Source organism: Streptomyces aurantiacus (assembly GCF_001418335.1).
Lineage (GTDB): Bacteria > Actinomycetota > Actinomycetes > Streptomycetales > Streptomycetaceae > Streptomyces > Streptomyces aurantiacus.
The window spans coordinates 1-24,545 of the sequence record NZ_LIPP01000014.1; the positions used below are offsets into that span (position 1 = coordinate 1).

At 67.2% G+C, this 24,545-nt stretch carries 14 protein-coding genes and 1 pseudogene; 9 read left to right on the plus strand and 6 right to left on the minus strand.

Going from position 1 to position 24,545, the window contains the following annotated elements; genetic code table 11:
• Positions 1–239: 239 nt before the first annotated feature.
• On the minus strand, positions 240–686 hold the full coding sequence (locus AOK01_RS02035; protein WP_055507722.1) for a nitroreductase family deazaflavin-dependent oxidoreductase: 447 nt from the start codon (positions 684–686) through the stop codon (positions 240–242).
• A 1,021-nt stretch (positions 687–1,707) separates the two neighbouring features.
• Between AOK01_RS02035 and AOK01_RS44595 the strand changes: the two are divergent.
• Positions 1,708–1,948, plus strand: a pseudogene (locus tag AOK01_RS44595) (SCO5918 family protein); the annotation flags it as partial.
• A gap of 135 nt (positions 1,949–2,083) precedes the next feature.
• On the opposite strand, the gene AOK01_RS02040 reads toward AOK01_RS44595, so the two are convergent.
• Both AOK01_RS02040 and AOK01_RS02045 read right to left on the minus strand, forming a co-directional pair.
• On the minus strand, positions 2,084–2,443 hold the full coding sequence (locus tag AOK01_RS02040; protein WP_055507724.1) for a hypothetical protein: 360 nt from the start codon (positions 2,441–2,443) through the stop codon (positions 2,084–2,086).
• Positions 2,444–3,142: 699 nt separating this feature from the next.
• Positions 3,143–5,086, minus strand: a complete 1,944-nt coding sequence (locus tag AOK01_RS02045) for a hypothetical protein (RefSeq protein ID WP_055507726.1) — start codon at positions 5,084–5,086, stop codon at positions 3,143–3,145.
• An 800-nt stretch (positions 5,087–5,886) separates the two neighbouring features.
• Between AOK01_RS02045 and AOK01_RS44600 the strand changes: the two genes are divergently transcribed.
• The 4 genes from AOK01_RS44600 (at position 5,887) to AOK01_RS02065 (ending at position 11,095) form a co-directional block, all read left to right on the plus strand.
• Positions 5,887–6,687, plus strand: a complete 801-nt coding sequence (locus AOK01_RS44600) for a YwdI family protein (protein WP_245702037.1) — start codon at positions 5,887–5,889, stop codon at positions 6,685–6,687.
• A gap of 217 nt (positions 6,688–6,904) precedes the next feature.
• Positions 6,905–8,620, plus strand: coding sequence for a hypothetical protein (locus tag AOK01_RS44605; RefSeq protein ID WP_245702038.1), 1,716 nt, complete (start codon positions 6,905–6,907; stop codon positions 8,618–8,620).
• Entirely contained in the window at positions 8,620–9,021 is a 402-nt protein-coding gene (locus tag AOK01_RS02060; RefSeq protein WP_055507728.1) for a hypothetical protein, read from the plus strand. Before AOK01_RS44605 ends, AOK01_RS02060 begins: the two co-directional genes overlap by 1 nt.
• A 547-nt stretch (positions 9,022–9,568) precedes the next feature.
• Complete coding sequence (locus tag AOK01_RS02065) at positions 9,569–11,095, plus strand: hypothetical protein (protein ID WP_157871159.1); 1,527 nt, start codon at positions 9,569–9,571, stop codon at positions 11,093–11,095.
• A gap of 132 nt (positions 11,096–11,227) precedes the next feature.
• On the opposite strand, the gene AOK01_RS02070 is transcribed toward AOK01_RS02065, so the two are convergent.
• Positions 11,228–13,900, minus strand: a complete 2,673-nt coding sequence (locus AOK01_RS02070; RefSeq protein ID WP_157871160.1) for a hypothetical protein — start codon at positions 13,898–13,900, stop codon at positions 11,228–11,230.
• Positions 13,893–15,404, minus strand: coding sequence for a hypothetical protein (locus AOK01_RS02075; RefSeq protein ID WP_055507734.1), 1,512 nt, complete (start codon positions 15,402–15,404; stop codon positions 13,893–13,895). The genes AOK01_RS02070 and AOK01_RS02075 overlap by 8 nt, the downstream gene beginning before the upstream one ends.
• A gap of 480 nt (positions 15,405–15,884) precedes the next feature.
• Here AOK01_RS02075 and AOK01_RS02080 point away from each other — a divergent pair, with 480 nt between their 5' ends.
• Genes AOK01_RS02080 through AOK01_RS02095 form a run of 4 tightly spaced genes read left to right on the plus strand, consistent with a single transcriptional unit; the run spans position 15,885 to position 24,169 of the window.
• A complete protein-coding gene (locus tag AOK01_RS02080) occupies positions 15,885–17,996 on the plus strand; it encodes a hypothetical protein (RefSeq protein ID WP_055507736.1) in 2,112 nt (703 codons plus the stop codon).
• A gap of 41 nt (positions 17,997–18,037) precedes the next feature.
• Positions 18,038–19,678 (plus strand): type I restriction-modification system subunit M, encoded by a 1,641-nt coding sequence (locus AOK01_RS02085; RefSeq protein WP_055507738.1) that lies wholly within the window; start codon positions 18,038–18,040, stop codon positions 19,676–19,678.
• Positions 19,671–20,897, plus strand: coding sequence for a restriction endonuclease subunit S (locus tag AOK01_RS40515; RefSeq protein ID WP_157871162.1), 1,227 nt, complete (start codon positions 19,671–19,673; stop codon positions 20,895–20,897). Before AOK01_RS02085 ends, AOK01_RS40515 begins: the two co-directional genes overlap by 8 nt.
• Entirely contained in the window at positions 20,894–24,169 is a 3,276-nt protein-coding gene (locus AOK01_RS02095) for a type I restriction endonuclease subunit R (protein ID WP_055507741.1), read from the plus strand. The genes AOK01_RS40515 and AOK01_RS02095 overlap by 4 nt, the downstream gene beginning before the upstream one ends.
• Positions 24,170–24,208: 39 nt before the next feature.
• On the opposite strand, the gene AOK01_RS43315 is transcribed toward AOK01_RS02095, so the two are convergent.
• Positions 24,209–24,487, minus strand: a complete 279-nt coding sequence (locus AOK01_RS43315) for a hypothetical protein (RefSeq protein WP_157871163.1) — start codon at positions 24,485–24,487, stop codon at positions 24,209–24,211.
• Between the last annotated feature and the right edge of the window lie 58 nt (positions 24,488–24,545).

Below are 24,545 nucleotides of genomic sequence, written 5' to 3' on the forward strand. Positions count from 1 at the left end.
AAGACGGTCTGGGCGGAGGTGCCGACGGGCGACGTTGCGACGTGACTCGACTCGACTCGACTCGACCCGACTCGATTGGACTTGGCTCGACGAGCAGTGACACAGCGGAGAAAGGGGCGGCTGTGCACCTGCCGGACGAGGGCAAGTGCGCGCCGGTCTTGAGGACGTGCTGGGCGACAGTCGACCACGAGCCGGGCCCAGAAGGGACGTTGAGGCGGCCTCGCGCAGCGATCTCGGGTTCAGTCCTGCGGAGTGAGCAGAACGATCGGGATTTCGCGGTCGGTCTTCTGCGTGTACTCGTCGTACAGCGGGAAGATACGGGCCATCTGGAGCCAGAGGGGCCCGCGTTCGGCCGCGGTGGCGACCCGGGCGCGAGCGGTGAAGCGACGGCTGCCGACCTGCACCCCGACACTCGGTTCCGCATGGAGGTTCTCGAACCATGCCGGATGCTCGTCGGCGCCACCGTTGGAGGCGACGACGATGAAGTCCTCGCCCGCGGTGCCGTAGATCAGGCAGGTGCGGCGCGCGATGCCGGTCCTGCGTCCGGTCGTGGCGAGCACGAGCATGGAGACGCCGTTCGACTCGTGTCCCTCGGCGCCACCCGAGGACAGATACGTACGGGTCTGCTCAGCGACCCAGTCCGCTTGCGAGTCGGTGGCGTGGTCGAGGTCATCGGCGACAGCCATGACAAATGGTCCTTTCTGGTATGCAGCTCTGGTACGGCCTGTCGTGGCCACTCGTGCCCCTGGGACGGAGCCGGCACAACATTCTCGACACCGCCACGCCTGTGACGACAGTCACATCTGGAGTCGGCCGACCAGTTCCCTGAGCCGGTCCAGGTCCCGGCCGCGCTTGAGGCGAAGCGCCTCATTGACGTGTTCTCGCGTGCGCCGGCGACAAATGTGGCGGTGTCCGCGGAACCGAAGCCGGCGAATCGCCGCTGCTCGGAGCGGTGGTTCCGCCTGAAGTGTGACCGCCGCGCGCCCAACTGCGGTCGTGGTCGACTATCTCTCCGACCGGCACACAAAAACCTGTGTCGGCCGGAGTAGACATTGGCCGGTGGCGTGGTTATGGTTTCTCTCGTAGCCGAGATCAGCAGAGCCCGGCAGAGACGAACTGCCGGGCAGCAGTACACGCAAGCGCATTACGCAGGACGGTGCGGTGGTGGAGTTCCGAAGCCAGAGCGGTGCAGGACGGCGACGGGGCTGACGACCGGACCGGGTGGCCCGCAGTTATCAGGGGCTGCCGTTTTCAGCAGTACCGCAGTTAACGCAGGAGCAGTACCTCGGTGAAGGCGTCGGCTGCGGGCGCGCGCACCGGGAGGTTCGGTAGTGGGGTTCTAAGCCAGAACAGACGCAGGAAGGGCGACGGGGCTGGCTGCCGAAGGTGGCGCTACAGCAGGCCACGAGCACTCGCATCACCAGCAGTACGCAGTTCCGCAAAAGTAAGTAATAGATCCCAGAGGGAAGAACGGAGGAGCCGAGCGCCATCAGGATCGCCCGGGCGTTGGTCTTGAGCCCGGGTACCGCAGGACATCGACAGTGAGGTGGTCTCCGGTCAAGCAACCGCGATCCCCGCATTCCCCACCCTCTCCCGGGTGGGCAGGCGGATACAGAAGGTCGGCGCAGTACGAGGGCCGGCAGATGGTGTAGCAGTTCCTTCGGGGCCTGGGTGCCAGTACGGCACCCAGGCCCCTCCACGTGTGCGGGCGCCAAGCCCGAGCAGGTCTCCGGCGAGTCCGTGATCATCGACCGTCGTACCTACCCCGCCGAACAGGCTGGCCAGGTCATCACACACCAGGACCACACCAGGACCACACCAGGACCGCCGTGGTCTCAGCGTCGGTGTATTCCTCCGGGCCATGGCCCAGCTCGGATTTACCTGCCGCGCTCTACTTCGGGCCGCCGCCGCGCCCACGCGCGTTCTCAACCGGTTCCAACAGGTTTCGCGATGCTCGAAGCCCGTGCGGCCGTCTGACCGACAGGCAGACACGAGCAGCCACCAGTACACGAGTGAGGATCCGACCGGGACACGCCGGTCGAACCCTCACCGCGTACCGAAACTTCCTCGGCACGACCGCAAATCAATGATCGGAGTAGCTGAAGTCGCCGATGGTCCAGGCGCTCACGTCCTCGATCGCCACGCGGTACATCCCACCCGTCTCCGGGATCCCCACCGCGCCCTGCAGAATTCGCGCCACATGGAAATGCAGATGCGTGGGCGGTCCCTCCTTGCCCGTCACAGCCGTGAAGACGGCGGAGAAATTGCTCAGGCGTGCCGAGGCCGCCAGCACCTCCGACACCCGCTCCCTCCACACGGCTTCGGGAGCCAGGCGACCCGTGATGACAGCACCACCGGCGACCACGGTCAGAGACATCTGATTGCTGCGCCCGGACTCCACCAGGGCGGCGACCTCAACAAGCAGCTCGTCAAGCTTCGACATGAGACACGATTCTAATCACCGGCCATCCGTTCACCGGCGGTTCTCTGTCCGGCCGTGTGATCGGTGGAGCGCGAACAGGGATTCGCTTCGGGTGAGTTGTTCGGTGTGGAGCCATGGAACAAGGGCCTTCCAGCACCACTGCCACCCGCCGGTCACCCAGCCCATCGGATCCCGCGTCCAGGACTGTCGGCGACGCTTGAATAGCGAGCCGGTTCCGGCGGCGATGAGCGATGCCTGCTCCCTCGTGGCCGGTCAGGGAGAGACATGAACCGGCGGCTTGGGTGTGATTGGGCGCGCTCGGAGGGGTCGGGCTCCTCAGGTGTTCCGTCAGCTCTCCTTTGGGAGTCGAATTCCGAACTTGACTCCCAAGCGGCACCCAAGACGCCCGCACAACCACTCAGGGGCCCGACCCGCACTGCGGATCAGGCCCCTGACCTGGTACTTCACTGTCGGGGTGGCGGGATTTGAACCCACGACCTCTTCGTCCCGAATGAGGTTCGGGCGTGATCGACACCTGCCTGTTTTCTGTTTGCGCAGGTCAGGGTGTTGGTATCGACTGGTGTGGCGCGGTCTCGGAGGGGCTCTGGGAGAAGATCTTCTCCCAGATTTCTCCCACTGGTCGAGCGGCGGGGCTGCGAGCGCTTCTGCTCGTCGCGTTGCGCGCGGGAATTTGCATGGGTGCGGTGTCACTCTCGGCAGTCACTTTGAGTTCGGCGGTGTCGGCCAGTCCGTTTCTTTTGCGGCAGCATCGAGGACGTCTCCGAGTCGTAGCCACGCCGTCGGTCCGGAGTATGAGGCCGGACTGGCGGCGAAGCGAGACCACGCTTCGCCGCTGTCGCCGAGCGCGGCCAGCACGACCGATGCCACGGCCTCGTGGGCCGTTCCGTAACGAGGGCCGCCGACGGTCAGGGCTGTCCACGCCGGCAAGGCGCGGACCAGTTCCGGTGTGAGGTCGGGAAGTGCCAAGACCTGGCGGGTCCATGCCTCCCTCAAGTGGGGCCCACCGCCGAGACGCTTTCGGAGGTCCGTGGTGATCTGGGCCAGCGCTGCCTCCGGGGAGGAATGGCCTGACAGGACCTCTGAGAAGGACGGCTTCGACCGGTACGAGCTGGTGGCGAAGGACAGCAGCGCGAGTTCCACGAGGGCGTCGTCTCCGGCATGTCGGGTCAGGTAGTCGCCGAGGACCTCGTCGGAGGCGCGGGCCAGTTCGCGGGCAGTGACCTGATCGGGGTCTCCGAGTGCCGAGCCGCGTGATACCGCGGCAGGGTCACCCAGGATGCGCTCGATTGCCGTGCGAAGCTCGGCGAGCCGTTGGTCACCCTGCTGCGTCTTGTAGTCGAGGTGTTCCCATGGGCTGCGTGAGCTGGGACGGACGTGCCGGATCACGGCACGGGCTTTCTCTTTCACTTCCTCCGTCACGTGCGGTAGGTGCAGCAGTGCCGCATGCAGCCAGCGCAGATCTCGGGGGCTCGGGCGGAGGGGGCCCGGGTCGGGCTCCCACAGGTGAAGGGCCTTGACGGCCGTGGCTGCGAAGCGTCCGCCGAGGGTGGCGAGCAGTTTCTCGGATGCCAGCCAGTCGCGCGACTTGCCATAGGGGGTCTTTGCTTCGGAGGGGGTGAGGATGTAGCGCCAGGAACCGTCCGCTCTGGATGCGACCCAGGAGGCTGCCGCACGCAACCCGTACTTTCGGATGCCGGCAACGTCGTTGAAGTAGTCCTCGGTGCGCTCGCGCGCCTCGGGCTTCAGCGCGTCGAGCTCGACTGCGATCCGGGAACGGGCCTCGTACTCGGGGATGCCGTCCCGCAGCATCCCGCACAGGCGGGTGATCAGGTCGCTGACGGCGAAGCCGGCCAAGTCCTCGGAGGCCATCTCTTCCAGCAAGGACGGCTCAACGTCCCACGGGACGGTGCCGAGGAGGTGATCACGGATGGTCGTCCTGGAACGGCTGTCCGGCGCCCAGTCGATCAGTTGGTGATGGCGGCCGGTCTGCATGGTCACGATGTGTTCCCACGTGCCCTCCCAGGCTTTCCGGGCTTCCCAGAACCTGTCGTAGCGCGTGAGGTCGCCGTCTTCTTCGGATTCGTCCTCGGCGGGGAGTTGAGGAAACTCGGGGAGGAGGCCGAGAGCGGCGAAGAACACGGCGTCGTGCAGACGGGGTTCGCGCAGGATCAGCTGTGAGACACAGGGCTCTTCCAGCAACTCCGGGGTCATCGGCTGTCTGTGTGGGCAACGGTCCTTCAGCTCGGACACCACAGCCGCGGCCAGTGCTTCACCACAGCCTTCGTGACCGAGAGCGCCCAGTTGCGCGACGGTGCAGCGGCGTAGGGCCTCCTCACGCAGCGAATCCGGGCACGACGGATGCGTGAGCGCCACGCGGGCGAGGGACAGAGGGGAGCCACCGTAGGGCTGGACTTCCTCCTTCAGACCACTGTCCGCCGCGGCCTTGAGCATCCACTCCGGAGCCGAGCCGCTGAGCGCGCCACGGAGCAGCGCCAGCAGGAGATCGTCGCGATGGGTTCCTTCCGGCAGGTCTCGGGCCTTCTCCAGTGCCATGCGGATCGGCGGTGAGCCGGGACCCGCCTCCGCGGCGATGGCAAGCAGAAATTCGACGGGTAGCCCGGAGCGCGGCTCGTCAGTGGTCATGCAGTCCCCCCACGGTTTGTCATGGCTGCGGTGCCTATGGTGGCCCACGCCACTGACATCCGTGCGGTGACGACCAGAGTTCGGCACGCTGTGGGCCGTTCTACTCCCTCCCGGTGGCTCGCCGGCGGGCGCTGTCACTCGTACGAGTCATTGCGGACCGCTGGGGTGCGGTGTGGGCTGGGACCTATGCATCGGTGGTCCACCTTGAACGAGCGGCAGCAGGCACTCCTCGGTCGTCTCGCGGCCGGCGAGGCCCTCGATGCGCACGGCGCGAGTGGGTGGCGTTCGGTATACGCATTGCGGGACCGCGGGCTGGTGACAGTCAAGCGCGGAGGCGGTGCCGTCGAGGTACGGGTCACACAGGCCGGGAACTTCTACCTTGAACATGGCCGCCATCCGGATCACCCGGCGCAGGCTGATGACGCGGCGCAGGGTGCAGCTTCGGGCCCGGGAGAGCAGGGCGATGCCGCACAAGATGGTGACGGGACGCGGCCTGCGGCTCGCAGACGGAGTTCCGTGCCGTACAGCGAGAGACCCGTGGCCCGGGCACGGCGTGCCAAGGCGACTGATCTCGTCGAGCGGCTCATCGCTGAGGGGAGTGTCGTTGTCCCCGATCCCGAGGAGACAGAGGTGACGGAGTGGCGGCGCGCCGTCAACTACGCGAAACGGCATGGCCTTGAGCCTCCCGGAAAGCGCATCGAGAAGCGGAGTTACGGTCGCCGCGGACTGGAGTTGTACTTGGCATCCGGCCCGCACCCGAACTCGCGAGGGAGGCACCAGACGAGGCGCCACGCGTCAGGGTGCCCACGCAACTGCGCTCGGCGCACCCGATCGTGGCGGCGCTGAGGGACGACGAGAGGCGTCTGATCATGCCGACGGCGCTCCGCCGCCGGGCGCTTCTACTGTTTCAGGGTCTGGCTGCCGAAGCGGTACGGCGGGGATACGGAGTACGGGACCGGCCGGGCTGCTCGTGGCGCGTCGGAGAGGTCGACGTGGTCGTCGACGGTTACGCCTGTGCGGTCATGATCCAGCAGGAGTTCCCCCAGTCCACTGACCCGGAACGGTCTCAAAAGCTCGTCATCGAGCTCGGCTACCCGCGCTCGGACCGGCAGAGCAGGTGGGGCGATCGCAAGCGGTGGGTGTTGGAGGACGTCCTGGGCGCGGTGCTCCGGGAGATCGAGACCCGGGCTGCGGAAGATGTCCAGCGGAAGGAGGCTGAGGCGCGGGCCAAGACGGACCGGGAGGTCCGCTGGCGAGCAGCCATGGAGAAGGCAACAGAGCAGGCACTACAGGCCCAACTGGCTGACACGCTCCGCGAACAGGCCAGCAGTTGGCAGGAGACAACCGCACTGCGTGCGTACTGCGATGCCCTGGAACACCGAATCGCGGAGGAGACCGACGTGGAGGAGCCCCAAGTCGCCTCAGCGCGACGATGGCTGGCCTGGGCGCGCCGATACACGCAGTCCGTGGACCCGTTGCACCAACTTCCCACCATGCCGGCATCGAAGGAGCCGGAACCGGAGGATCTGAAGCCGTATTTGAAGGGCTGGAGCCCGTACGGGCCCGACGAGAAGCGCTATGGGTGGGGCGGCACGCGTTGAGCCGTGCACGACGAAATCTCGACTGAGGCGGTATTCGGTCAATCCTTCACCCATCTCCGCTGGTTGAGTGGATTGTCGCGTTTGCGGTCTGGTGGATCCGGGACTTCACCGTGAGGATGCCCGCCGTACTGGCGAACGGGGGGCGGGCATGGGGTTCGGTCGGGGACTGCGTGTACGAGAGGGGCGTGGCGCCGAAGGAATGGTCGACGGGCCCGCAGTGCCGGTTCAGGCGGGACCTGCCGCCTCTGACGGCGGCGGCTCCGGTGAGGTGGACCCGACCTCGTCGGAGGTAACCAGGCTGCTGTGCCAGGCCGTCTACACCCGTCCCGGCCGGGTCAAGGCCGTCAAGGCGTGGTGGAGCAAGATCCGGGGCAAGGACCGGAAACCGAACAAGCCCCGGCGCAGCACTCGCAGACGCATCTACCTGGACGGCAGTGACGACTGCCCGTCCCTGGGCGAACCCATGGCCCAGTGGGTGAGGGATCACGTCCTCCACGGGCCGCCGCTGCCTGTCCCGTCGTACGGATTCGACCTCGTACCCGTCATCGCGCACAGTCTGCGCGCACGGCGACGCCGATGGCTGCGGCGAGCGCTCGTCCTGCTCCTCGCCGTCGCTGTTGCGTACGAGGTCCCCCGAGCCGCCCTCGTGTGGGGCGGAGCCGTCTTGCTGGCTTGCCTCATGTGGTGGGCTGGGCTGCGAGCCGCCCGCAAGGGCAAGAAGTCGAGGCTGGCGCCCTCGCCCCGTCTGGCGTATCTCGTTCTGTGTGTCCCCTGGATACTCGCGGTTGTGCCCTACGAGCCGATACGCGGCGAGGCGGTCGCCCTGCGGACCGGGTTGCTCCTGCTGCCGTTCGTCCTGCTGGCCGGAGCCGTGCTCGTCTGTGTGGGAGATCGCCTCATGGCGCGGGCCGAGTTGTCCAGGATCGTCCGGGACGGCATCGAGTCCGACCGTCTGCCGTGGGCATCGGCGAAGGCCAAGCGCCGGATGGCTCTCATCAGCCACGAACAGACGCGGTCCGAACTGCCCTACGACCACCCGGAGACGTTCGTTGGAGCCGGACGCTATGTATGGGGCGTTGCCGACATCGGCATCTCGCTCAAGGCCAAGGACCCGGAGGTGTCGGTCAAGCCCTTCGGCGAGAAGGAGCTGCTGCGGAGGATGGGCGACGCACTCGGGGAACTGGGCCGTGGCGCACGGGAGATCACTGATCCGTTGCCCGGGTTTTCCGTCACGGAGGTCCTCGTGCTGCCGTCCGAGCTGTGGCTGCGAAGGACGCGCGCCGCGAAGCTGGAGCTGCCGGACCTGCGCGGCCGGGGCCGCCGGTCACCGCCCAGTGTGCCGGACCGGCTGTATCTGCGGCCGCAGTGCGTCAGTTGGGACGGCCAGGTCGTGGTCACTCTGTTCGCGCACGCCGCGCTGGAGGCAGGCGAACTACGACTGACACTGCGTCCCCACGTGATGACGCCCCTCTACCACGAACTGAGGGTGACGGACGCACCCGTGGTCAAGCGTGGGACGAGACTGTATGGCTGGGTGGTGGTGCAGGCCCTGCTGGACGCCGTCCATGGGCCGCTCGCACTGTGGCGGCTGGTGACCCGGCTCGCGCTCGGAGTGCAGTCGGAGGACGGCCGGGCCGAGGAAAAGGATCCAGTCAGCCTCCGTGATAGGTACTCCATCGAAGAAGTCACCGACATGCACCAGGCCGACGACGCGAAGCGGCACGTCGTCCTCATGCAGACGTGCATCTTCCGTGCGGTCTCCGAGTACCTCGAAGAGCTGGGCGTCGACACTGCTCCGTACGAGCGCCAGGTGGCGGCGGTCATCACCAACATCCAGGTCTACGGCGACAACAACGCACCCATCCAGAACGTCGCCGGCAGCGGCATCAGCAACGTTGGCCAGGACAACAAGGCTCAAGGAGGACGAAGTTGATGGCTGTGGGACGTCGCCGCCCCGACCCGGAACAGGGGCATGGCTCGGGTATCAGCATCGGCGGCAACAACATCGCCCCGCTCCAGAACGTGGTGGGGCAGAACATCTCGAACGTTCACCAGTCCGCATCCGTCCAGGGCGCCACCGTCGACGTGGAAACCGTGCGCGATCTCCTTGCCGCGTTCCGCACCGAGGTGGATCGGAACGGAGCGGTCTTGCCGAACACGCAGGTGCTCCGCGCCATGGCGGACTCCATCGACACCTCACTGACCGCGCCGGACGCGCAGGCGGTGGGGGCACTGCGCGGGGCCGTGCAGGCGCTGCCGGCCCTGGTGGCGGGGACCGCGGTGCAGCAGGGGGGCGAGGCGCTCGCCCACGCCATCGCCGGATGGCTTGGCTGAGGTGGCGGCTGCGCCACTTTCTGGCTGGTTCGCTCGACGATCACGGTGGTCGGTATCGTCACCGTCTCACGCAGCAGCTTGCGGTCCGTGCTTCGATGGCGCGACCAGCCGAGCCCTTCAGGGCCCGTTGCTGCTTCGGCGGCCGATAAATGGCCAGCGCTCGGTTCACCGTTTTTTCGATATCCCCATGAGCTTCGCGATCGCCCCGATGGGAAGCTGCTCAGATCGGAACGGGCATGAGGGCATTTTTACGACGGCTGAAACCATGCGGTGTCGGCCAATGTCGCGTGAGGTGCCTGAAGAGATGGCGTGGAGTTGCCGCTTGGAAGCTTGATCGCTGGCAGGATTCGGTGCGTCCGAGCGGCGTGCACGCGTGTACGAATCGAAGTGGCAGTGGGGTGGGGGCGGTATGGCCAGAGGGCCGGAGGCCAGTGAGAGCGTTCGCCGGGAGCTCTGGCGGCTGGCAAACGGTATGTGCCAGATGTGTCGGCGGGAGCTGGACCCTGGGACTGCCGGACGCACCCCAACGGCTCAGACGGCGCACAACGTGGCGCTCAGCGATCACGGGCCCCGTGCGGACCCCGCCCTGCCGATCGAGGTCAGGAACGCGGTATCGAACCTCCTGTTGTTGTGCTCGACCTGCCACGACATCGTCGACAAGAACAACGGGAAGGCGTACACCGTTGAGGAGCTGTCCAGCCTCAAGGCGGAGCATGAGACCTGGACCGCCGCGCTGAGGAAAGCCGGACAGGCGTGGAGGATGAGCTACAGCAGCATCGACTACCTCAATGTGCCGAGGGTCGCCATGCTTCCGGGCGGGGATGTCGTGCAACAGGCGGCTCAACGTGCCGGCCTCGACCCGACGCGGCCGTTCTCCGGGCAGGGGTTCGCTCCCGGGGTGTTCGTCGGGACGGTGCGTCCCGTCTTCGAGTCGTGGCGGGAGCACGCCGTTCCTCTCGACGAAGCGCGTCTGGATGCGATCCAGCAGGGGATGTACGTGGCGTTCAACGCGCCGATGCGTAGCCACAATGTGTCCAAGCGGCCGTTTCCTCGGCCGCTTACTGGAGTATGGCAAGACGACCCCTACCTGTCCTTTCGGCTGGGCGGACGTACGGTCATGATCCGGTATGACCCGCAATGGCTCACCACCGTCACCGCCGGCACGAATTTGGTCAGCGCGGAAGCGGAGCTGGCCGCTTACGCGGGGATTGGCCTTGTCGTGGGCGAATCGGCCGATGCGATTTGGATCTCCGCGCAGTTTTTCGGGAAGCCGCAAACCGCAGAAGGGGCGTACATGAAGTACATCGTTCAGGGAGAGGGCCAAATTGCAAGGACGCTCGCTGTCGATGACTTCGAGACAGGGGTGTCGTCGCGCGGGTCGGGATCCCGGCCGCCAGGTGCTCCTCGTGACCCGAGCAACGATGACGTCACCGTGGCGCTGCACTTCAACGAACTTGAGGTCGACCCAGGGCAGATCGAGCGCGAGACATTCCGGCAGCTGATGCGTGTGATGCCGGAGTTCCGGCGCGATCTTACGGTCGCTGTGGGTACTCTCTTCACCCACTCGGGGCTGACCGGCCTGCCGAAGCCGCTCGACATCGCCGCGGCCCTCTTGGCAGGTGCGCCCAAGGTGTGGTCGACGCACTCCATTGACGGCCTGGGCACTCTGCTGGCGGATGTGGAAGTGGCCTTCGCCCTCGTGCGCGGCGTGCGCAGAGGCCAACTAGATGACCTGCACCAAGCGCTCCTGGCCGAGTCGGAGAGCTACCTCGGGGCGGTCGAGGTGAACCTTCGGCGCCCGACACACCAGCGTTTCTACGAGGCGAGCCCCCGCTATCGACTCATCGAGGCGGATCTCCGGCTGCTGTACAGCGCCAGGGAGTACTACGGGGAACTCGGCGACTGGGATCACAGACCTCACGAGCTGCTTGATGAGTGGGAAGCGGAGGAGATCTTCAAGAGCGTGGCCTGGGAGGAGGACAAGGAACAAAGCGCTGCTGACGAACGTCAGGCTGAGGAAGAGATGTCCGAGTGGATGGCCATGATCGACAGGGGCGAGGCAGCGGCGGATTGATGAACCCGGACCGCGTAGGCATACAGCAACTCTCCGCCCACACCTTGCCGTAGACAGATCCGCGGGATCGTGGCCATCGGTAGCCGGTGGACGCGGTGTCCCGCCGGACGGGCATGCAGAGTAGCCCGCGGGCTATGGCTCACATTGTGGTGGCCGGGGCCCGGCCAGACGGAGGTCCGACAGGACTTGGTGAGCCAGTTCGAAGGGCTGGTTGCGGGGGCCGTGGGGTACGGAGGCGGCGGATTCGAAGCTGCGCTGTGCTGCGAGAGCTTTGGGCCCGACCAGGCCGGTGAGCCGGTGGTGCCGCCAGAGGGGAGTGGGCCGGCGGGCATCGACCACGATGAGGTCGGGCCGACGCCAGACGACCAGAGCCCAGGCTCCCCCGCCGGAGTCCGAGCCCGAGTCGGCCCAGGCTCCGACCAGGGGCGCGTCTTCGGCGGCGCCGACTGCTTCGAGTGCCACCAGCGCGGGGTTGCTGAAGCGGCCGGTGACGTGGAGCAGGAGCTGTCCGTGGCGGTGTACGTCGCGTCTCTTCTCGGTGAGGGACCATATGGCGTCTGCGAGGGGATCGTCCTGGACGACGTCCGACGCGACATCGAGCACGGCGGCCTGGTCGACGGCCGGGCCGAAAGCTGCGTCGAGCAGCGCTGTGTATTCCGTGACGTACGCGGAATCCACTGCGGGAAGCAGGTGACCGACTGCCTGGGAAGCTTCGTTGAAGGCGAGCGTCTCAGGGGCGATCTCGTAGCGTGGGGCGTGACTTCGGAGCACGGCGAGGGCGACTGCGGCGAGGCTACCGACCTGGGGCTCAACGCGCTCGGGCACATGCTCCCCCAGTGCGCGGACGGCGCGGGAGAGCAGGGGAATCCAGCCGGTATGTGTCGGAGGCCAGGCGCCTGCCGCGACGAACCACAGGGTCAGCCGGACGACGAGCATGCGTTCCACAGGGCCTCGCTCGGGAGCGAGAGCGAAGGCCACCAGGCGTTCCACCAAGCGCCGGTACCTGCGGCGGACTTCCTGGTCGGCCTGCCGGAGGTCGGGCAGTGTGGCGGTGCCCGCTTCGGCACCGGCTGCCTCGGGGTCGTGCTCCGCTGCCACGGCCTCGGCGTCGTCCTCATCGAGGGCGGCTTCGACGTCGTCGGTGAACCGCTCGTCCCAGGAGACGGGCAGCAGGTCCTGAAAGGGCGTGCCGGTGCCCGTGGGTAGGGGGAGCCCGAGCGCGAAGCACGTGAGCGGGTGCCCGAGGCGCCCAGCGCATTCGTCCAGGTAGCGCTCCCAGCCGTCCTCGTCGCCGTCCAGCGAAGCCGTCACGGCCGTACTGCCACTACTCGTGCTTGCGGAGGCGCCCGTCGACACTGGGATCAGTCCCGTACGGAGGGTTTCCAGATCGCCCAGGATCCGTTCGGCGAGCCTGGGGTCCGTGAACAGCTCTGCAGGCTGTGTCGTGGGAGCCCGAGACTGGGCCGGGACCATGCGGTGCAGCGCGCGCTCAGGGTCGACGACGAACACGATGTTGCCGAAGCTCGGTACGCCGTCGCTGTCGACGATGACCAGGCGCACACGGCTGCCCGCATCCGCCGGAGCCGTCACCGTCAGAGTGGCCTGGCCGGGCGGGATGTCGGCGATGCGCTCCCATGCCTCCGGCGGTGCTGCCGCCTGAGACAACTCCAGGTGAGCGGTGTCGGAGAGGGGCCGGGCCATGCTGATCTCCAGGCCGTCCGATACGCGTAGGGCACCGAGCAGTAGCGGCCCATTGCTGACCACGGGGCGGGGGAGGGGCGTGGCCGAGCGCAGCAGGGTGGCGGGCTCGTCGGTGCCGTCCGGAAGGAGGGTGGCGGGGATGGGGGTGATGATGCCGAGCTCGCAGTTGCCGCCGTCGCCCTGGGAAAGCAGCAGGGCCGCGGCGGAGAGGTTCGGGCTGCCAGTCAGGGCCCACCGCTGCCCCTCGGAGACCCACTCGACGAGTTTCCCGTGGCGGTACCGCTGGTCGTTGTCGCTGATGACACGTCCGTCGTACTCCTTCACCAGGGCGGCGACCGACGGACCGTCGAGATCGCTGAGCCCGGGCTGGTAGGCGAGGGTGAACCGGCTCGGACGGAAGCGTTCGAGCAGCCGCCGCAGTGCCATCGAGCGCCGGTCGTAGAAGGGAGCGAACACGGCCAGTTCATCGACGGGCCCCTGCGGCAGCTGATCGATGATCGGCGAACGCAGACTGCTGACAACGCGGACCTGTGGCGCCTTGGGTGTCCTCGCGCGGTGGATCCGGTCCAGCAGTGCTGCGACCCGACCCAGCGCCTGTGGCACTCCGGCGGAGAACCTCACCTTTTCCGGGAGGTCGCGCAGCCATGCCGACAACTCCGGAACCGCGGTGGGACTCTGCTCGCCGTCCACCCGCAGAACCGTCCACAGTTCGGCGTTGGCCTGCCAGCCCGCCAGCGTGGTGTTGCCGGAGCCGAGGGCGATGATGGCGTGCTCCGGTCCGGCGAGGACGATCAGCTTGGGATGGAACGCGGCACCGTGGGCGTATGCCAGACCGGCGAGGTAGCTCCGGCCGGCCCGCCGGACGGAGCGGGGATCGTTCCGGGCCATGGAGACATCTCCCGCCACCGTGACGCGGGCGCCGGTGGCCTGGGTGACGCCGAGAGCGACCTCCTCGAAGAAGCCGAGATCGGCGGTGAAGCTGAGGAAGAGTGCTTCTTCCAGGTTCCGCCCGCCCGTGCGCTCCTCGTCGAGGATGAGGGTCAGCGGAGAGGCGAACGCGGTTGGTGGCGCCACCACGACCGGTGCCGGTGCGGTCTCAGTCAACGAGAGCCCTCCCGCTACTGGTCACTGACCAGTGCTGGTCGTGGTAGTGCAGTACGCCGCAGGTGGCCAGAACGGTCCCGAGCTGGTCCAGCCGTAGCCCGACGTCACCGCGCCCCTCCTGGCTTGTCCGGTACAGGAGCCCGCCCCGTTCGTGCAGCCGAGTCGGTAACCACAGCGTGCCGTCAGCACGTCGGCGGGCCTTGGCCAGAGCGATCCGCTGCGACCGCGCCACCAGGTCGTAGGTGAGTCGGCGGGCGACATCGCGCAGTTTCATGGGCCGTGCTTCGTCAAGGCGCCGCTGGACCCATTCCGGGCCGAGCTCGACACCGCGCTGGCCGAGGAACGCGTCCCGGACCCGACCGGTGAGTTCGTCCACCCGACGGGCATTGGTGGCGAGCACCCGCAGTTCGGCGAGGGGCAAGGGATCACCCGCCCACCTCAGGTCGTGCTCGGCGGGCAACGGCGCTCCGGTCGTGTTCTGCGTCGCGGGAAGGGAGGACAGGAAGGTGTCCACCGTCATGTCGGGAAGTTCCGCGGCGAAGCGGTCGGCCACTTCCTCGATCGGTACCAGCCCGTCGACCTGCTCCACGAGCCAGGACCACAGGCGGCGCCACGCTCCGACGGAGTAGTTCCGCAGCACCACTCCGCGCCAGGCACCGGCCGCGTCGATGCCGCTGGTCACGGGATCAGTGGTCAGGAAGTCGCCGAAAGCGAGCACATGGCCGATGCCGCGGGTGAAATTTCGGACGGGATGTGTGGCGACCACACGAGCCAGAAGCTGAATCGTCTGGCGGCGCGTTGCCGAGCGGGAGCCTGCTTCGGCCGGTCCACCAGGCTCGCACATGAGGTTCGCCAGCCACTCCCCATCAGGATGCTCACCGCCTGCGCATACGCACAGCCGGTCCCCGAAGGAGGCGAGATCATCCACGTTCAGCGTGTCCTCGGCGGCCAGTTCGAGCAGCGCGCCCAGCCCCGCCCGGAGTGCCGCGGTCTCCAACCGCGTTCCGGGAACCGGCATGGGGCCCGCACCGAGGATGCCGAGCGCGACCTCGGATCCGGCATACGGTGCCCAGAACCCCCATGAGTTGCCCACGTACCCGTCCTTGCCCGGGACCTCGGCTTCGGACATGGTGACCGTCCCGGAGTACAGCCGCCGGGCAAGGGCATCGACCCCATGAGCACGCGGCAGCCAGTCCAGAGCCTGCGGATGATGCGCGAACGACACGGCGGCCAAAGCCACTTCCGCGCGGCGCAGCAGAGTCTGGGCGGCCGGGACCGTCAGGTCCTCCCCGTCGGCTTGCGCCGCGATCAGCCCGTGCAGTGCGTAGTAACGCCCGTGCGGCGTCTGCGTGGTCACCCCGGGGACCAGGTGATCGACCATGCGCGCCACATGCCGCTCCACCGAGAGCGGATAACGGCCCGCGGCGACGTCCAGTCCGGGGCGGCTCCAGCCGGGTCCGTCCACGAGCTCCGGTGTCTGCCCCTTCTCGCCGACGGCGGCCATGCGCTCAACCATCGGACCGAGAGCGGTTGAACACCGCTGGCTGGTAGGTGCGCCGTGCAGTGAACCCTTTTCGGCAAGACGGACCGCGGCTGTGCTCGACCATTTCCCGCTGCCACCCCCCTCAGTGCTGTTCAGTCGGGAAACTGATCCGTCATTCTGGCGCATCTCTCGGGGGAGTGGCGCTTCGGATGTGAATCACCCAGCTGGTCGAGACAGCTCGATGGGGCGAATCTGCATCCAGGGACTGATAACCGCCATTATCAAATGAAGCTGCACTCGCGTTGCTGGGGTCGGCGTATCGTCTTGTGGCGTCGGGCGGGAATCCGCTGCAAGCGGAGCCGTGACGTGAGACGAGGCCCAGCCTGGTTGCCGAAGCGGCTGATGCAACGATAGATGAGCGGGGGAGGGATGCGCACAGTGGTCACTGGTCTGCCGGACCCAGCACTTCGCTTCCCAGGGCCGCTGCCCCTCCTGGTATCGATGTCTGACATCGCGACGTTCGCCCGGGTGAAGCGCCCTGTCGTGTCCACCTGGCGCCGACGCCACTCGGACTTCCCCGCCGCCATGTCCGAGAACTCGGGACGGCCGTTGTTCGACGGCGTGCAGGTGACCGACTGGCTGATCGCCTCCGGCCTTGGCAACGCCGCCCCGCAGGAGCTCCGATCCGAGCTGGCCCTTTTCGGCATCATCGCGCTGCGGGACCGTTTCACGCCGTGGCAGCTGGTCGAGACGCTGGGCAGCTTGCTGTGCCTGCGCCGGCTCGACGGCCGCCCACTGGCCGACAATGCGAACGTCTCCCCAACCTCCCCGCCCGACGCCGAAGCCGACGAGGTCCTCTGGTCCGCGCTGCTGCGCCGAGCCGAACGGATCGACGTGGAGGACGATTTCGTACTCCACGAGCTTCGCTCGATCGACGCCACGGCGGCCCCGCTCGCCCGCCTCGCCGAAGACCTGGTCGAATCCGCCTACGACGAGCGCGGCGCGTACGAGTGGCTGCTCGCAGCCCGCTCCCGGCTCGGGCTGGACTCCCTCGCCGCCGACGCTGTCACCCCGGAGCTGCGGAGCCTGCTCACCCAGCTCACCGACCTCCGCGTCCGCCTTGAGCGAGGCGAGTCCCTCACCCTCGCCGACCCGCACGCCCGCGCCGGCGACCTGCTCGCCGCGCTCCTCGACGACACGGAGGACCGCGACCGCGTCACCGTCCTCGCCGCCGACCCCGACGACCGGCTCACCCGCATCACCCGCCGCCGCTTCCTGCTCGCGGGCGTAAGCGAACTCGACCTGGACGTGCAGACCGGCTCCGACCTGGAGGAACGCTTCGCAGACCCGGACCTCGTCGTCACCCAGCTCCCGTACCGTCCGGGCGAGGACCGCTCGGTACTCGCCGCCCTGACGGAGCTCGAACGCGTCGCCTACCTCCTCCGCCCCGGCTGCACGGCCCTCGTCCTCGGACCGGCCGACGCACTCGTCGACGAACTGAAGAGCACCGAGGCCGCACAGCTCCGCTCGGCCCTCTTGCGCGAGAACATCGTTGAGTCGATCATCGCGCTTCCTGGCGGGGTCCTGCCCTTCCGCCCCGGCTACCGTCCCGCGCTGTGGACGCTCACACGCAGTCCCGTCCGGGAGGCGGAGGGCATGGTCTTACTGGCCGACATCAGTTCGGAACAGCTCACGCCGGGTGTGCGCATGCGGCTCGCCGAGGACGTCCTCCTCTGGCGGGCAGAAGGCTTCCGAGGACTCGACGGTCACGACCCGCGCTACGGTCGTGTGGTCCCCGTCGCCGACCTGGACCGGGCCTTCGGCGGTCCCCTGACCCCACCTGCGCCGCCAGCTTCCGCGATCTGGTCCGACAAGGTCACCGAACGCCCCGCCCTGATCGCCGAGGCCGAGGCCCGCCTGGAGCGCGCGACGGCGGATACCCGCACGTACGAGGACGAGCGAGGCCCTTACCGAGGGGCCGTAATGCGCAGGGTCGGTCGCCTGCCCAGGCGCACCACCCTCGGCAAGCTGATCACCGCACGCAGGGTGACACGCTTCCCCGGCCACCGTATCGACGAGAAGCAGCTCACCCGGGACGGCCACCACACCGTCCTGGGTCCCGAGGAGATCACCGGCGAACGACCCGTGGGCGACCGCCGCATCGACCGCCTGTTGCTGGCGACGGCGTACGAACGGGCGGCGCTCACCGAGCCCGGTGACGTCGTCTACACCCTCGCGCCCCGCCTCGGCGTGTACGTCGACCACGACGGTTTCTCGGTCGTTGCGTTTCCGGCCCGCGTGCTCCGCGTCAACGCCGACGCCACCCGCCCGCTCTCCCCTCGGGTCCTCGCGGCCCTGCTCGGTGCGGCCCGTGGCACTGCCCGCAGCCCCAGCGCGGTGCGCCCCGCCCGCCGTATCGAGGACTACCAGCTCCCCGACCTCGACCCGGACGAGGTCCAGCGCTTCGACGCCGTCCTCGCCGAGACCGAACGCCGGGAACGCCTGCTGCGCGCCCAGGCCGACGCCCTCGCCGAGGCCCGCCGCTTGACCATCGCGGGCCTGGCCGACGGCACCCTCACCCTCGGCGAAGCCCGAACCATCAACCGCACGTAACCAATCCACACCCACCCACCGACGAGTCGGAAGAAGGAACGATGCCACCCCGCAAGCGAGCTGCGGCAGCCGCCGGACAGGGCGAACTGCTCAGTGTCTCCAGCACCAAGGAGATCCAGGACATCCTGTGGAAGGCTGCGGACAAGCTCCGTGGCTCCATGGACGCCGCCCAGTACAAGGAGTTCGTGCTCGGCCTGGTCTTCCTGAAGTACGTTTCCGACGCCTTCACCGAACGCCGCGAAGAACTGGCCGCTGACCCCGAGCTGGCCCAGATCCCCGAGCACCGCCGGGCGGCCTTCCTCGAGGAGAAGGATGAGTACACGGAGAAGAACGTCTTCTGGGTGCCCCCGACCGCCCGCTGGGACCACATCTCCGAGAACGCGGCCAGCGCGGAAGGCGGCGTCGGCGCGCTCCTGGACACGGCCATGGACGAGGTGATGAAGGCCAACAAGACCCTCACCGGCGTCCTCCCGAAGATCTTCAACCGCGACAACGTCGACCAGAAGCGCCTGAAGGAACTCGTCGACCTCATCAGCGATGCCCGCTTTACGGGGCATGGCGACCGCCCCGCCCAGGACGTCCTGGGTGAGACCTACGAGTACTTCCTGGAGCGCTTCGCGCGGGCGGAGGGCAAGCGAGCTGGCGAGTTCTACACGCCGGCGAGCGTGGTCCGCCTGATCGTCGAGGTGCTGGAGCCGTACGAGGGGCGGGTGTACGACCCTGCGTGCGGCTCGGGCGGCATGTTCGTGCAGAGCGGCAAGTTTGTCGCGAAGCGGCGCGGCAAGGACCACACGCACGACATCGCGGTCTACGGCCAAGAGGCCAACGAGCGCACGTGGCGTCTGGCCAAGATGAACCTCGCCATCCACGGCATGGACCCGAAGGGCGTCGGCGACCGCTGGGCGGACACGTTCGCGGACGACAAACTGCCGGATCTGAAGGCCGACTTCGTGATGGCCAACCCGCCCTTCAATATGTCCGACTGGGCAAGGAAGTCGGACGACAGGCGGTGGCGGTACGGCACCCCGCCCCAGTCGAACGCCAACTACGCGTGGCTCCAGCACATCGTGTCCAAGCTGGGGGACCGGGGCAGCGCGGGCGTGGTCTTGTCCAACGGCTCGATGTCGTCCAAGCAGTCGGGCGAGGGTGAGATCCGCGCGGCGATGGTCGAGGCAGACCTGGTCTCCTGCATGATCGCCCTGCCGGGCAACCTGTTCCGTACGACGGCGATCCCGGCGTGCCTGTGGTTCCTGACGAAGGACAAGTCCCCGCAGGGCGCGAAGGCGTTGGAGGACCGGCGGAGCCGGGTGCTGTTCATCGACGCGCGAGCGATGGGCACGATGGTCGACCGCACGGAGCGGATCCTCACGGAGGAGGACCTGGAGAAGATCTCCGACACGTATCACGCGTGGCGGGGCACGAAGTCGGCGAGAGACAAGGGGCTTTCGTACGAGGACGTGCCGGGGTACTGCTACAGCGCGACGCTGGAGGAGATCGAGAAGCACAACTATGTATTGGCCCCGGGGCGGTATGTGGGGGCGGCAGAGGCCGCAGAGGATCCGGATGCGGAGCCGGTGGAGGAGCGGATCGCTCGGCTGACGAAGGAGTTGTTCGAGCAATTGGATGAGTCGGCTCGGTTGGATGTGGTGGTCCGGGAGCAGTTGGGGAGGATCGGTGACTGAGTGGCAGCGCGTTGTTAGCGACCTCGAAGCTGACGGCATTCTCCTGGTGCAAGACGGCAACCACGGCGAGTATCGGCCGAGGCCAGCAGAGTTCGGGAACAGTGGAACGGCCTTCATTCGTGCCGCGGACATGAGGGGTGGGCGCCTTCTCTTCGAGTCGGCTCAAAAGATCAACGAAATCGCCAGGGAGAGAGTTCGAAAGGGAATTGGTGCACCCTGTGACGTAATCCTCTCTCATAAAGGAACAGTGGGGAAGGTTGCTTTCGCCCCAGCAGTCAGCCCCCCATTTGTTTGCTCACCGCAGACAACGTTCTGGCGTAGCCTGAACCATGAAGCAATCGATCCCCTATATCTCTACGCTTTCCTTCAGTCTGAGCCTTTCAAGGCACAGCTTCGGGCCCGCGAAAATGAGTCCGATATGGCGGCATATGTATCGCTCACGGAACAAAGGCGATTGAGTGTTACTGTGCCACCATTGGAAATCCAGCGTGCGATTTCCGGCGTGCTTGGGGCGCTGGACGACAAGATCGCGGTCAACGAGCGCGTCGCGGCAATGGCTCGCGAACTCGGTCTCACCTTCTATTCTCAGAGTCTTCATGATGACGACTCCACTGAAGTAGTTGTGGACTCAGTCGCGACTGCGCTGACTCGCGGCGTCGCTCCGAAATACGCAGACTCTTCGGATGAACTCACAGTGCTCAATCAGAAGTGCATTCGCGACGGGCGTGTGAATCTCGAACCCTCCCGTCTGACTCTCCGGGAGAAGGTCAAGGCCCCCAAGCTGTTGCAGCTTAACGACGTGCTAGTGAATTCAACGGGTGTTGGTACTCTCGGGCGGGTTGCCCGCTGGACCTTGGACCTGGACGCGACTGTCGACTCGCACATTACGATCGTGCGCTTCAATGAGAGCAAGGTCGACCCCGTTTGTGCCGGATTTGCCATGCTGCGTGCTCAGCCAGAGATCGAGGCGATGGGCGAAGGCAGCACTGGTCAGACCGAACTCCGGAGATCTCAAGTCGGTGAACTGGAACTCACCCTGCCCGGCCCTGCTGGCCAGAAGGAACTGCGCCCCAAGCTGGATGCGCTGGAGGAGCGAGCGGACCAGGCGCTCAGGGAGTCTTTGGCCTTGGCCAACCTCCGCGACACCCTCCTCCCCCAACTAATGTCGGGCAAGCTCCGAGTCCGAGACGCCGAGAAGATCGTGGAGGACGCCGTATGACCACCGAAAACGGCAGCGAGCACACAGACGCCCCCCACACCCCCGCCCACCTCGACGCCAAAATGACCGAGTCCACCTGGGAGCACCTGGCCCTGGATGAACTCGTGCAACTCGCCTGGGAGAAAAGGGCTGGCAAGGACCTGGCCCCCGGCACCGGCCATCGCCGCGACTGGGACGACCTGATCCTCCACGACGAACTCCAGGCAGCCATCGAAAAGCTGAACCCGGAGCTGACCTCCACCGCCGTCCACGAAGCCCTCCGAATCGCCACCGACCCTGCCTCCCGCGAGGCGTACCCGGAGAACAAGCAGGCCCACGAGAACCTGACCACCGGCATTCGCCTCACCTACACCGACGAGTTCGGCGCCGAGCAGACCCCCACCGTCCGCCTCGTCGACTTCACGGACGCCGACGTGAACAGCTACCTGGCCGTCAACCAGGTCACCGTCCGGGAGACCGACGGCAGTCACCGCCGCTTCGACATCGTCCTGTACGTCAACGGCCTGCCTCTCGCCGTCATCGAGCTGAAGAGCGCCTCCGACGAGAACGCGACCCTCAAGTCGGCGCACGCCCAACTCCAGACGTACGTCTCGGAGTTCCCGATCGCGTTCCGCTACAACGTCCTCTGCCTGGTCTCGGACGGCATAACCGCCAAGTACGGCACAGCGTTCACGCCGTACGAACACTTCGCGCCCTGGAACGTCGACCACGAGGGCAAGCCCGTCGACACCAACGAGCCCGGCTACGACGGCCTCGACGCGCTGAACCTGGCCCTGCACGGCCTGTTCACGCAGGACCGGTTCCTCTCCCTCACCCGCAACTTCGTCAACTTCCCCCCGCCCAAGCCGGGCGAGCCCCTCTCCGGTAAGCGCATCGCGAAGCCGCACCAGTACTTCGCGGTGAACAAGGCGGTGGACGCCGTCGTCGAGGCATCGCGGACGAACGGCCAGGCCGGCGTCGTCTGGCACACGCAGGGCGCGGGAAAGTCGGAGGAGATGGTGGAGACAGCCGCGCTCGTCCTCCGCCACCCGGCGCTCAACAACCCCACCATCGTCGTCATCACCGACCGCAACGACCTCGACGACCAGCTCTACGACACCTTCCTCGACAGCGAGTCCCTGCTGGAGGCAAAAGCTCACCAGATCGACACGCGCGAGGAGCTGCGCACCGAGCTGACGCGGCGCAACGTCGGGGGGATCGTCTTCACCACCCTCCAGAAGTTCGGCCTGAGCCAGGAGGAGAAGGCGGCCGGCAAGTCCCACCCCCTCCTCTCCGAGCGCCGCAACATCCTGGTGATCGTCGACGAGGCCCACCGCTCCCACTACGACAGCCTCAACGGCTACGCCCGCCACCTGCGCGACGCCCTGCCGTATGCCACCCTGCTCGCTTTCACCGGCACACCGATCTCGAAGGCCGAGGCCGACACCCGTGCCGTCTTCGGCGAGTACATCGACATCTACGACCTGAAGCGCGCCGTCGACGACGGGGCCACGGTCCGCGTGTTCCATGAGCCGCGTGTCATCAAGGTCGACCTGCCCAAGGGCGTCGACCCGAACAAGCTCGACGAGCAGGCCAACACCCTCACCGAGGGAATGGACGACGCCGAGCGCCGCCGCGCCATCCAGTACGCCACGACGATGAACACCGTCTACGGTGCCCAGGACCGCATAGCGAAGCTCGCCGACGACCTGATCGCCCACTGGGAGCAGCGCCGTGAGCTGGTCAAACCAGACATCGGCGCCCCCGGCAAGGCGATGGTCGTGTGCGCGACCCGCGAGATCTGCGTACGGGTCTTCGATGCGCTGGCCGAGCGGCGGCCCGGCTGGGTCAGTGACGAGGTCGACAAGGGCGTCATGAAGATCGTCTTCCACGGCGACCGCTCCGACCCCGAGCACATGCGCAAGCACTCGCTGCGCAAGTCCCAGCAGAAGGTCGTCCAGAAGCGCGCCAAGGACCCCGACGACGAGCTGGAACTGCTCATCGTCCACTCGATGCTGCTTACCGGCTACGACGCCCCGCCCATCCACACCCTGTACATGGACCGCCCGATGCAGGGCGCCAACCTGATGCAGGCGCTCGCCCGCGTCAACCGCCGTTTCCGCGGCAAGCAGGACGGTCTGCTCGTCGGCTACGCGCCTCTCACCGACAACCTCACCAAGGCCCTGCGCGAGTACTCGGACCAGGATCGCAAGGACCAGACCCTCGGCGCGGACATCGAACGGGCCGTCACCGAGGTCAAGAACGAGATCGCCACCATCAAGGGGCTTCTGGCCGGGAGCCGTTGGAAGGAGTGGCTTGCCGACACCGGCCGTCCCGACTCCCGCAAGCGCGCGCTGCGTCTGACCGCCGACTTCCTGCGCGATCCGAAGAACCCGGGCAACAAGGTCGAGCCCCCCGCCAAGCCGCTCTCCGTCCGCTTCAAGGACAGCGCGGCCCGGCTGGACCGTTTCTACCGTGTCTGCGCGATGAGCAAAGAGATCGCCGAGCGCTGCGAGGACCTGGACGACTGGCGTCGTGACATCTCCTTCTTCAGCGAGGTCCGGGCCTGGATGATCAAGCTCGACGCCGCCCAGCGCGAGGCCAGCGGGGAGCCGCTCAGCGCCGAGGTCCAGCGTTACCTGCAGGCCCTAGCGGCCTCGGTCGTAGATGCCGACGACATCACCGACCTGTACGCGGAGGCCGGGATCGGCCGGCTGGACATCACCCGTCTCAACGAGGCGCAGCTGCGCAATCTGGAGAACTCGGAGACCCCGCACCTGGTCACCGAGGCCCTGCGCCGCATGATCCAGCAGAAGATGCGCGAGGTGACCAAGCACAACGTCGTCCGCAACGAGAGCTTCACCGAGCGTCTGAACGATCTGATGAGGCGTTACATGCTCCAGCAGCTCACCAGCGCCCAGGTGATCGCCGAACTCGCCGCCCTGGCACGGGAAGTGTCGGCGGAGGCCCGCCGTGGCGAGCGGTTCGACCCGCCGTTGACCCACGCAGAGCTGGCCTTCTACGACGCCGTCGCACACCGCGACATGGCCGAGGCGATGGAGGGCGGCGACGACACGCTCGCCAAGATCGCTCGTGCCCTCGTCAAGGACATCCAGAAGAACCTCTCCGTCGACTGGCTCTCCCGCGAACCCGTCCGGGCGAAGCTCCGTACCCGCATCCGCCGCGTGCTGGCGATGTTCGACTACCCGCCTGAGGAGGAGCGCGAGGCGGTCGACCTGGTCCTCAAGCAGATGGAGATCGTGGCCGCCCTCTGGGCGCCCGCTGCGAAGTAGCAACGCATACGGGAGGGCGCCACCAGGGGCGCCCTCCCGTCACGGCCAGGTGCGCTCAACGCGGTCGTGCCGCACGGCGTACGCCGCCGGGCCGCCCTTCTCGATGGCCCGGCGGTTCGCGTCACGGCGTGCGACGAGACGCTCGACCATCTCGACACTGCGAAGCTGCTGGTTGTCCAGGTAGAACAGCACCGCCTCGTGCTCCAGGACGGACTGTCTTATGTCTCGGATCTTTTGATAACCCTGGTTATCACTGAAAACATGGATTAGCAACTTCTCCGCCTCTAACGTCTGCTCCGTAACACCGGGCTCGCGCAAAGCGAGAGGCTCACCCCTCTCGCTCACCGCACGAGCCCGGCCCCGGAACCGACCACGG

What these genes read in the sequence shown, in the direction of transcription:
- AOK01_RS02085 (WP_055507738.1), top strand. Translation starts at nt 18,038, where the DNA reads ATGCCACCCCGCAAGCGAGCTGCGGCAGCCGCCGGACAGGGCGAACTG.
- AOK01_RS02075 (WP_055507734.1), bottom strand. Translation starts at nt 15,404, where the DNA reads ATGGCCGCCGTCGGCGAGAAGGGGCAGACACCGGAGCTCGTGGACGGA.
- AOK01_RS02060 (WP_055507728.1), top strand. Translation starts at nt 8,620, where the DNA reads ATGGCTGTGGGACGTCGCCGCCCCGACCCGGAACAGGGGCATGGCTCG.
- AOK01_RS02080 (WP_055507736.1), top strand. Translation starts at nt 15,885, where the DNA reads ATGTCTGACATCGCGACGTTCGCCCGGGTGAAGCGCCCTGTCGTGTCC.
- AOK01_RS02035 (WP_055507722.1), bottom strand. Translation starts at nt 686, where the DNA reads ATGGCTGTCGCCGATGACCTCGACCACGCCACCGACTCGCAAGCGGAC.
- AOK01_RS02040 (WP_055507724.1), bottom strand. Translation starts at nt 2,443, where the DNA reads ATGTCGAAGCTTGACGAGCTGCTTGTTGAGGTCGCCGCCCTGGTGGAG.
- AOK01_RS02095 (WP_055507741.1), top strand. Translation starts at nt 20,894, where the DNA reads ATGACCACCGAAAACGGCAGCGAGCACACAGACGCCCCCCACACCCCC.
- AOK01_RS02045 (WP_055507726.1), bottom strand. Translation starts at nt 5,086, where the DNA reads ATGACCACTGACGAGCCGCGCTCCGGGCTACCCGTCGAATTTCTGCTT.